The 8,743-nt window shown below is 73.3% G+C and carries 8 protein-coding genes; 3 read left to right on the top strand and 5 right to left on the bottom strand.

Translation table 11 applies throughout. The annotated features are described in order from the left end of the window. Positions 1 to 82: 82 nt before the first annotated feature. The 4 genes from ACWCRB_RS26430 to ACWCRB_RS26415 all read right to left on the bottom strand — a co-directional run bounded on the left by ACWCRB_RS26430 (position 83) and on the right by ACWCRB_RS26415 (position 3,506). Positions 83 to 295, bottom strand: coding sequence for an I78 family peptidase inhibitor (locus ACWCRB_RS26430; RefSeq protein ID WP_450998401.1), 213 nt, complete (start codon positions 293 to 295; stop codon positions 83 to 85). A 364-nt stretch (positions 296 to 659) separates the two neighbouring features. Beyond that, a complete protein-coding gene (locus tag ACWCRB_RS26425; protein ID WP_450998400.1) occupies positions 660 to 1,658 on the bottom strand; it encodes a helix-turn-helix transcriptional regulator in 999 nt (332 codons plus the stop codon). A gap of 14 nt (positions 1,659 to 1,672) precedes the next feature. Beyond that, positions 1,673 to 2,962, bottom strand: a complete 1,290-nt coding sequence (locus ACWCRB_RS26420) for an ABC transporter substrate-binding protein (RefSeq protein ID WP_450998399.1) — start codon at positions 2,960 to 2,962, stop codon at positions 1,673 to 1,675. Next, positions 2,937 to 3,506, bottom strand: coding sequence for a hypothetical protein (locus ACWCRB_RS26415; protein WP_450998398.1), 570 nt, complete (start codon positions 3,504 to 3,506; stop codon positions 2,937 to 2,939). The genes ACWCRB_RS26420 and ACWCRB_RS26415 overlap by 26 nt, the downstream gene beginning before the upstream one ends. Before the next feature lie 134 nt (positions 3,507 to 3,640). Between ACWCRB_RS26415 and ACWCRB_RS26410 the strand changes: the two genes are divergently transcribed. Genes ACWCRB_RS26410 through ACWCRB_RS26400 form a run of 3 tightly spaced genes read left to right on the top strand, consistent with a single transcriptional unit; the run spans position 3,641 to position 7,824 of the window. Continuing rightward, a complete protein-coding gene (locus tag ACWCRB_RS26410; protein ID WP_450998397.1) occupies positions 3,641 to 4,120 on the top strand; it encodes a hypothetical protein in 480 nt (159 codons plus the stop codon). A gap of 3 nt (positions 4,121 to 4,123) precedes the next feature. Continuing rightward, positions 4,124 to 7,177 carry an ABC transporter permease subunit gene (locus ACWCRB_RS26405; protein ID WP_450998396.1) on the top strand — a complete coding sequence of 1,018 codons (3,054 nt, stop codon included), beginning with the start codon at positions 4,124 to 4,126 and terminating at the stop codon, positions 7,175 to 7,177. Continuing rightward, positions 7,174 to 7,824: an ABC transporter ATP-binding protein gene (locus ACWCRB_RS26400; RefSeq protein ID WP_450998395.1), complete on the top strand. Its 651-nt coding sequence runs from the start codon at positions 7,174 to 7,176 to the stop codon at positions 7,822 to 7,824. The genes ACWCRB_RS26405 and ACWCRB_RS26400 overlap by 4 nt, the downstream gene beginning before the upstream one ends. Before the next feature lie 61 nt (positions 7,825 to 7,885). Here ACWCRB_RS26400 and ACWCRB_RS26395 read toward each other — a convergent pair whose 3' ends face one another. After that, positions 7,886 to 8,572, bottom strand: a complete 687-nt coding sequence (locus tag ACWCRB_RS26395) for a LysM peptidoglycan-binding domain-containing protein (RefSeq protein WP_450998394.1) — start codon at positions 8,570 to 8,572, stop codon at positions 7,886 to 7,888. Positions 8,573 to 8,743 lie beyond the last annotated feature (171 nt).

Here is an 8,743-nt window from a genome sequence, read left to right as displayed (position 1 = left end):
GCGCCCCGCGCGGCACCGGCGCCCCCTCGGCCCGCCCGCTGCCCGGCAACGGCTGAGCCGCAGGGGGGGCACCAGCGTCGCCTCAGCCCTTCCAGCAGCGCTTCACCCTGCCGTCGGCGACCTCGAAGTTGAGCCGTCCCGACCGGTACTCCATGGTGATGATCGCCCCGGGCGGCAGCGACCGCACCGCGGACCAGCCGCGCTCCCGGGCGAGCCGCTCGGCCCGCGTCGAGTCGAGGCCGACATACGAGTCCGGATTGTCCTGAGGTTCTTCGGGCCTGGGAATGGATGCCATGCCCGTCACCGTAGGCGCCCGGCGGCGGCCGGGGAAAGCCCGGCCGCCGACACCTCGCATCTCCCGGTACGACTCCGGTCACGCTTCTGTCACAGGATCACGACACTTGTTTCGAGCGATAATCATCATGCATGGCTAATTCACCACCCCTCCGAGAGCCCCCGATAAACCCCGTTAAACCCCGTCCAAGAACGCCGGAAGGACGACTCGGGGACGGCGAATTGCGCCGCTCATCTCCACCCCGGCGCCTTACGCGCCGCTTACACACGCCATACATGGTGATGCCACGCGTCTCGGTCGTCACCCGGACGGCAGAGCGCATGAAACACCCACGACTTCCACACAGAACCCCCGCACCGAAGCTTCAGGACGCCGCCCCGGATCCCCTCTCGGTAACAGCCGGCCGGGCCACCGCGCGGGACAGTCGGTCCCGGGCGGTCCTGATCACGTCGACGAGTTCCCTGGGCTCCAGCACCTCGAAGTCGAAGCCCGTCAGCATGATGTGGACGACCATCACATCGAGACTCGCGGCCCCGGTGCGCAGCACACAGGCCTCTTCCCCGTCGGGCTCCAGCGTCCCGGCGGAGGGCGAGATCCGCTCGGCGGCCTCCGCGAGGGGCACCAGCAGCCGGACGACGGCGTGCGAGGCGTACGCGCGCGTGGAGACCCCTTGGGAGACATAGGCGGCGAGATCGTCGGCAGGGGGCTTGCGCGGGGCGAAGCGCGGTCCGTGCGGCGGCTTCGGCGTAATACGGTCCACGCGGAAGGTCCGCCAGTCGGCGCGGTCGACGTCCCAGGCGACGAGATACCAGCGCCGCTCGGTGCACACCAGGCGGTGCGGCTCGACGGTACGCCGGGACACGGCTCCTTCGTGTCCCCGGTACTCGAAGCGCAGCCGTTCCGTGTCCCGGCAGAGGTGGGCGAGTTCGGTGAGGACGGCCGGGTCGACGGCGGAGGGCTGCGGCCCGCGCAGCATCGGCACCGTGAAGGCGTTCAGCGCCCCGACACGCCGGCGGAGCCGGTCGGGCAGCACCTGTTCGAGTTTGGCCAGTGCCCGTACGGAGGTCTCGCCGATGCCCTCGATGCCCTGCCCGGCGGCGGTCCGCAGCCCCACGGCCACGGCGACGGCCTCGTCGTCGTCCAGCAGCAGCGGCGGCAGCTCGGCGCCCGCGCCCAACTGGTAGCCCCCGCCCGTACCGGGGCTCGCGTTGACCGGATACCCCAGCTCGCGCAGCCGGTCGACGTCCCGGCGCACGGTCCGCGGGGTGACCCCGAGCCGGTCGGCCAGGGCGGCGCCGGACCATTCTCGATGGGCCTGGAGCAGCGAGAGCAGGCGCAGGAGTCGTGCCGAGGTCTCCAACATGGTCGAAGTCTGTATCAAGGGCTGTACGGCAGCTGCGGCACGTCGAAACAGTCGCTGTTCATGTCCCCTTGCGAGACCCATCCCTTGCCGTCCCGCCACCGGGCGACCGACAGACACGTCCTGCGCGTCGTCGGCGGTTCTGCCAGCCGCTCGAAGGAGACCGGGAGCAGCAGGCCTCCGGCGGTGTAGTTCTCGCTCCGGTTCATGAAACCGTCGACGCACGCGCGCGTGATGCCCGTTCCCGCGCACGACTTCGCCGCGTCCGTGAACCACCTCGCCGCTGCCCAGCCCTCCAACTGCCACTGGGAACGCGTCTTCAGCCCCTTGGTCGCGTCCCGGAACTCCCGTACGGCGGCCTGTTCCGTGTCCTCGTGGTTGCGGCTCGATCCGGTCGCCCAGAGGGCGTTGCGGCACCGCGGGGAGTCCTTGTAGTCCTCGGGGACGGTGGAGGTCCAGTTCTGTACGTTCGTCACCTTGGCGGTGACCTTCGCGTCCACCTCGTCCATCGCCTCGCACAGTTGGGCGTTGCCGTGGGTGTCGAGGGCGTCGAAGACGAGGTCGGCGCCCTGTTCCTTCAGGTCGGCCGCCGCCGCGCGGAAGTTGGGCAGCGCGAAGTCGACCGCCTCGGTGACCACGTCGTAGCCCTCGGCCTTGAGACCCCGGGCGACCAGCCGGGCGTACGCGGCCGAGGCGGCCTGGTTGTACGAGACGACGGCGGCCGTACGGGCCCCGTGCTCGCGCACGAAGTACCGGTAGACCTCCGTGCCCCCGTACAACCGCCCGCCCCAGCCCGGGGTGCCGTTTCTGGGCGCGAGGCTGCCGTAGATGCCGTACAGGTGCGGGTAGGTGTCGTAGGCCGCGCCGATCGGCTGGCCGCCGATGTCGGGCACGCGTGCGCGTGCGACGAGGTCGGCGCCCGCGTAGTCGAGGGCGGTGGTGGCGACCAGGGCGACGACCTTGTCCTCGTCGATCAGTTCGTGCACGCACTCGTTGTTGCCGACTCCGCTGCCGCCGTCGTCGCACAGCCGGACCTCGACCGGGCGGCCTTCGATGCCCCCGCGCGCGTTGAGCCGCTCGAACCAGGCCTTCGCGCCGTCCCGGGGGCCGGTGAAGGCGGTGGCGCCGACCGGGCTGGTGGCGCTGGCGATGATGCCGACGCGGATGGGCGCCGTACCGGCCGACGGTGTCGTCCGGGTACCGCGGTGCTCGAAGTCGCTCTCCGGGAGGCGGCTGCCGCAGGCCGCGCTCAGGAGGAGCAGCAGCCCCAGGGCGGCCGACTCAACACCCCGGAGCCGTCGACGCATTGCCGCTCAGCCCGACCAGCGCGCAGAGCGTGTTGACGGTGACCTTCCAGGTGCCGTCCTGTTCGACGGCGGTGCCGGAGGCGTTGGGCAGGGCCGTGGCGCCCTCCAGGAGAAGCGCGTAGTTCACACTGGCCGTGGTCGGCGAGGTGAACTCGACGTCTTCGACCTTCGCCTCGACCTGTCCGCCCCGCTGGTCGCCGCTGAAGGCCTGGAGCAGCAGGCCCAGTTTGTCGCCGTTCTCCAGGACGGCCTGCTTGTCCTTCAGGGAGACGGCCGGGTCGAAGAACTTCACCCAGTTCTGCCGGATCTCCTTCTCGGCGGCGACGGGATCGGCCGGACCGTCGCCGGTCGGCGCCGCGGACGTCTCGGTCGCGCCCGTCGGTTCCGTGGACACGGACGGTGTGGACGTGGTCGCGTCACCGCCTCCTCCGCCGTCGTCGTCGCTGCACGCCGCGAGGGCCGGGCCGAGGAAGAGCACCAGGGCGGCCGTGATGGCCGTGCCCCGCCGTGCGTTCCCCCGCCTGAGGTCGCTCCCGAGAACCATCTGGCTCACCACCGGGTGTCGGTCCGGGCCAGGCATGCCCGGTGCTTTCAGGGTCAGCTGACAGCGGGCATAGTGCAAGCCATTGGCCGGCTTGGACAGACACAGCCAGGACACACGACGTGTGGGAGCCAAGGATGCAGACAGCTCGATCGGCTCGACCGCGGACCGTGCGTCCCGTCCTCTGGACGGGCTGGGCCGCACTGGCGGCGGGCGCGGTGCTGTGCGTGCTCGGCTGGTACGGCGTCTCGGGCGAGCGCTTCGCCGAGCGGCAGCTGCCGTACCTCGCGTCCTGCACGGTCCCCGGGGCCGCCCTGATCGTCGCGGGTGCCGTCCTCCTCGCCCACAGCCGGGACACGCTCGCCGCGGCCCGCGTGGAGGAGCTGTACGGCCTCCTGGTGGCCGCGGAGCCCGCCGAGGCCACCGGAGAGCCGGTCACCGCTCCTGTGGCCGTCAGCGGCCGGCTGCTGATGGTGCCGGGCGGCACCCTGTGGCACCGCGCGGACTGTCCGCTGGTCGCCGGGAAGCCGGAGGCGGTACCGGTGGACGGCAAGCTCCTGGCGACCGGCGAGCTGGCCCCCTGTCCGATCTGCGAGCCGGACTCGGCGGACGACTGACCGATGGCGTCCCTGACGTACGACCTCACCCTCGCGGGTCTCTCGATCGGCGGCGCGGCGGCGCTCACCGGCATCGGTCTGATCGTCACGTACCGCGCGACCGGCGTGCTGAACTTCGCGCACGGCGCGATCGCGATGGTGTGCGCGTACGCGCTGCGGCAGTGCACGGTCGAGTGGGGCTGGCCGCTGTGGCTCGGCGCCCTGGTGACGCTGTTCGTACTGGCCCCGGCGATCGGCATGGCCCTGGAGCGGTTCGTGTTCCGGCCGCTCGCGGTCCTGGGCGGCGATCCGGCGCAGACCCTGGTCGCGTCGATCGGCGTGTTCGTCCTGCTGGTGGGCGGGGCCGTCCTGGTGTGGGGTCCTGGGGCGCGGGCGGACGCGCCCGAGCTGGTGTCGGCGGATCCGTGGGGGCAGTTGGCGGTGGCCCTGGTGCTGGCTGTCGCCGTGGGCGCGGTCACGCGGTGGACGCGGTTCGGGCGGGAGCTGCGCGCGGTGGTCGACGACCGGCCGCTGGCGGTGCTGAACGGCGTCGACGCGGACCGGGTGGCCGCGGCGGGCTGGGCGTTCGGCTCGTTCACCGCGGGCCTGACGGGCGTACTGCTGGCCCCGTACGTCCGCCTGGACCCGTACGGCATGCCGCTGCTGGTGATGGAGGTGGTGGCCGTCGCGGTGGCGGCCCGGATGCGCTCGCTCCCGGTGGCGGTGCTGGTCGCTCTGGGCATCGGGGTCGCCCAGAGTCAGCTGACGCGCCTTCACCCGTCGGGCTGGGCCCAGCCGTTGCTCCAGGCCGTCGCCACCAACCTGTTCGTGGTCGCGCTGTTGGTCGCGGCCCTGGTCCTGCCCGGCATCGGCACGCGCGACGCGCTCCCGCGCGCGGCGACGGCCCGCGTACCGACCCCGCCGGGCGCGTGGATCGTGGCGGGGGTGCTGTTTCTCCTCCCCCTGGGCTTCGCGGGCTCCGACCTGCATACGTCGGTCCAGGTGCCGGCGCTGGGCGTGGTGCTGCTGTCCCTGGTGGTGGTGACCGGCCGCGGCGGCCAGATCTCGCTGGGCCAGGCGGCGTACGCGGGCCTGGGCGCCCTCTTCACGGCCCTGCTGGCGGCCGGCCGCTTCCCCGGCCTGCCCCGGCTCCCCGAACTGGCCGCGCTGGCGCTGGCGGTGCTCCTGGTGGCTCCCCTGGGCCTGCTGACGGGCTGGCCGGCGATCGGCCGCCACGGCCTGGCCCTTGCGCTGGCCACGTTCGCGGTGGGCGTCGGGGTGAGCCGCTTCGTCTTCGCCCAGCCGTACGCCACGGCGGGCCTGACGGTCCACCGCCCGGCGGGCTTCGAGGGCGACCGCGCGTACTACGTCCTGGAACTGGCACTACTGGCGGTCGCGTTGCTGGCGACGCGGTTCCTGCGCACGGGCCGTACGGGCCGGGCCCTGGCCGCGATGCGGGACCACGAACAGGGCGCGTCGGCGTCAGGGGTCCAGGTCCCATCCCTGAAGCTGCTGGCCTTCGTCACGGGCGCCGCCCTGGCCGCTCTGGGCGGCGCCCTCCTCACGATGGGCCTGCGCGCCTTCGACCCCGGCGCGTTCGACCCCGTACGCGGCCTGCTGTGGTTCGCCGCGGTGGTGGTCCTGGGCGCCGACAGCACCCTGGGCGCGCTGACGGCCGCGGCCCTGCTGGTGGGCCTGGACGCGGGCGCGCGGGGTGGCGTGGCGGCCGCCCTGATCGGCGTCCTGGCAGCCCTGGTGGGCCGCTTCCCGGGCGGCCCGTACGAGGCCCTGCGCACGCTGATGGAACGGCTGCGGCCGAGACGGACGACGCGGCTGACGCCGCTGGGGGTTGCCGCGCGGGGGCGGCTGAAGGCCGCAGGGCGTGGGAGATCGGGAGACACACGGCACGGGCGGCCGGAGACGGCAGCGCACGGACGGCCGGAGGCGCCGCGGCCCGGACCGCCGGAAGCCGCACCACACGGACGGCTGGAGGGCGCCCCTCACGAACAGCCGGAAGGCGCACCGCACGGACGGCCGGAAGGCGCACCGCACGAACCGCCGAAAGCCGCACCACACAGACGGCCGGAAGGCGCACCGCACGAACCGCCGAAAGCCGCACCACACAGACGGCCGGAAGGCGCACCGCACGAACCGCCGGACACAGCCCTGCACGAACAGCCGGAGACAGCGCGGCACGGACCGTCAGAGGCCGACCCGCACAGACAGCCGGAGGCCGCTCCGCGCGGACGGCTGCTGGGCAAGGGCGCACGGCAGACCGTCGGCCCGCCCGCTCCAGCTCACGCGGCTCTGCCGGTTCCCCCGACCGCCCCGCCTCCTCGGTGGCTTCCCGGGGCCGCCGCCGGTCCCAGGGTCTCCTCCCCCGCACCGCTCCTCCGCGCGCGTGGCCTCCATGTCCGCTACGACGGCTTCACGGCGCTCGACGGGGTGGATCTCGACGTCCGGCCGGGACGGGTCACCGCGGTCGTCGGGCCCAATGGGGCCGGGAAGAGCACCCTTTTCCACTGTCTCGCCGGAACCGTGCGTCCCACGCGCGGGAGGGTGCTTTACGGGACGCGGGACATCACCAGGCTCGCCGCCCATGCCCGGACCCGGCTCGGTGTCGCCCGGACCTTCCAGCAACTGGCGGTCTTCCCGTCGTTGACGGTGGCGGAGAACGTCCGCGTGGGCGCCGAACAGGGCCGCGTCACCGACCCGGCGGCGGTGGAACGGGCGTTGCGGCTGCTCGGGCTCCACGGACCGGTACGTTCGCTGCCCGCCGCCGACCTGCCGACGGGCACCCTGCGCCGCGTCGAACTGGCCCGGGCGCTCGCCGGGAGCCCGCGCGTCCTGCTCCTCGACGAACCCGCCGCCGGTCTCGACACCGCCGAGGTCGCCGCGCTGACCCGCGTGCTGCGCGCCCTCGCCGCCGACGGCACCGCCCTGCTGGTCGTCGAGCACGACCTCGACCTGGTCGCCGACCTGGCCGACGAGGTCCACGTCCTGACGGCGGGCCGGATCGTCGCGTCCGGGCCGCCCGACCAGGTCCTCGCCGCCCTGGAAGCGACGGTGGGCCGATGACCACCCTCGCCCTGCGGCACGCGCGCGTGCGCTACGGCCCGCTGGAGGCCCTGCACGGCGTCTCCCTCACCGCCCCGGGGCCTGGGCTCACCGTCCTGCTCGGCCGCAACGGCTCCGGCCGTACGACCGTCCTGCGCGCCCTCGCCGGAGCGGTGCCGCTGTCCGGGGGCGCGGTGGTGTGGGACGGCGTCGACGTGACCCGGATGCCGCCGTACGAGCGGGCCCGGCGCGGACTGTGCCTGGTGCCGGAACGCCAGGCGGTGTTCGGGTCGCTGACGGTCCGGGAGAACCTGGAGCTGACGGCCGCCGACCCCACGCCCGCACTCGACGCCTATCCGCAGTTGAAGCCCCTGCTGTCGCGCCGCGCGGGCACGCTCTCCGGCGGCGAGCAGCGCATGCTCGCGCTCTCCCGCGCCCTGCTGGCACGCGCGCGCGTGGTGCTCGTCGACGAGCCCGCGCAGGGCATGTCACCGGTGGTCGCGGCCCACACGTACGGGCTCCTGAGCACGCTGGACGCCTGTGTGATCGTCGCCGAGCAGCGCTTGCCGCCCGCCCTGCACGGCCGCCGGGCCCTCGTGTACGAACTCCGCCGGGGCGCGGTCGTGTTCGGCGGGGAGGCCTCCGAACTCGCCGACCCGCCCAGATGACACCGGTGCCCCATCCGGTCCGGACCGGATGGGGCACCGTGCCCGACTCAGGGGGAGCGGCTCAGATGTCGAGCCTCTGTCCGGGCACGATCAGGTCGGGGCTGTCGCCGATGACGGCCTTGTTGGCGGCGTACAGGTGCTGCCAGGTGGTCGTGTACCGGGCGGCGATGCCGCTCAGGGTGTCGCCCGCGCGGACGGTGTAGTCGCCGTCACCGCGGGACGAGCTGCGGTTGGTGTGGGCAGGCGCGCGCTCGGGCGCCTGCGACGGGACCTTGGACGCGGCGGACTCGCCGGAACCGGTCGCCTTCTTGGTCGACTTCTTCGTCGACTTGGTGCCGGCCGAACCGGAGCCCGAGTCGGAGCCCGATGCGGCGGGAGCGCTCCCAGAGGCTCCGGCGCGCGACGAACAGGTCGGCCACGCGCCCCAGCCCTGGGCGTTCTGGACCTTGGTGGCGACGGAGATCTGCTGGGACTTGGTGGCCCCGTCGGCGGTGGCCGCGTAGGCCGTACCGCCGTAGGCGCGCCAGGTGCTCGCGGAGAACTGGAGTCCTCCGTAGTAGCCGTTGCCGGTGTTGATGTGCCAGTTGCCGCCACTCTCGCACTGGGCGATGCGGTCCCACACCCCGCTGTCCGCTGCCGCGGCGTTGCCGGTCGCGGCCAGCAGACCAAGAGGGGCGAGCAGTGCCGCCCCGGCGAGGACCGCCGTCTTGCGCGACTTGCGGGTGTAACTATCGGCACATTCGGACATGTAGATCCCTCTCTACGGACCCGGGCTCCCCCTGACCGGAACGTGTCGGCCGCGCGGTGACGCGGTCGGCACACTCCGCCCCGTCCGTCGGCGGTGGTGCTGCGCGATGTCTGGTTCTGCGCGGCCGGCGGACGTACCCAAGCGGTGCTCTCTGCACACAGCGGAGGAATC

The sequence above is a fragment of the Streptomyces sp. NPDC002156 genome (assembly GCF_053593675.1).
Note: the sequence above shows the minus strand (reverse complement) of the source record. Positions and strands in the feature narration are given on the sequence as shown.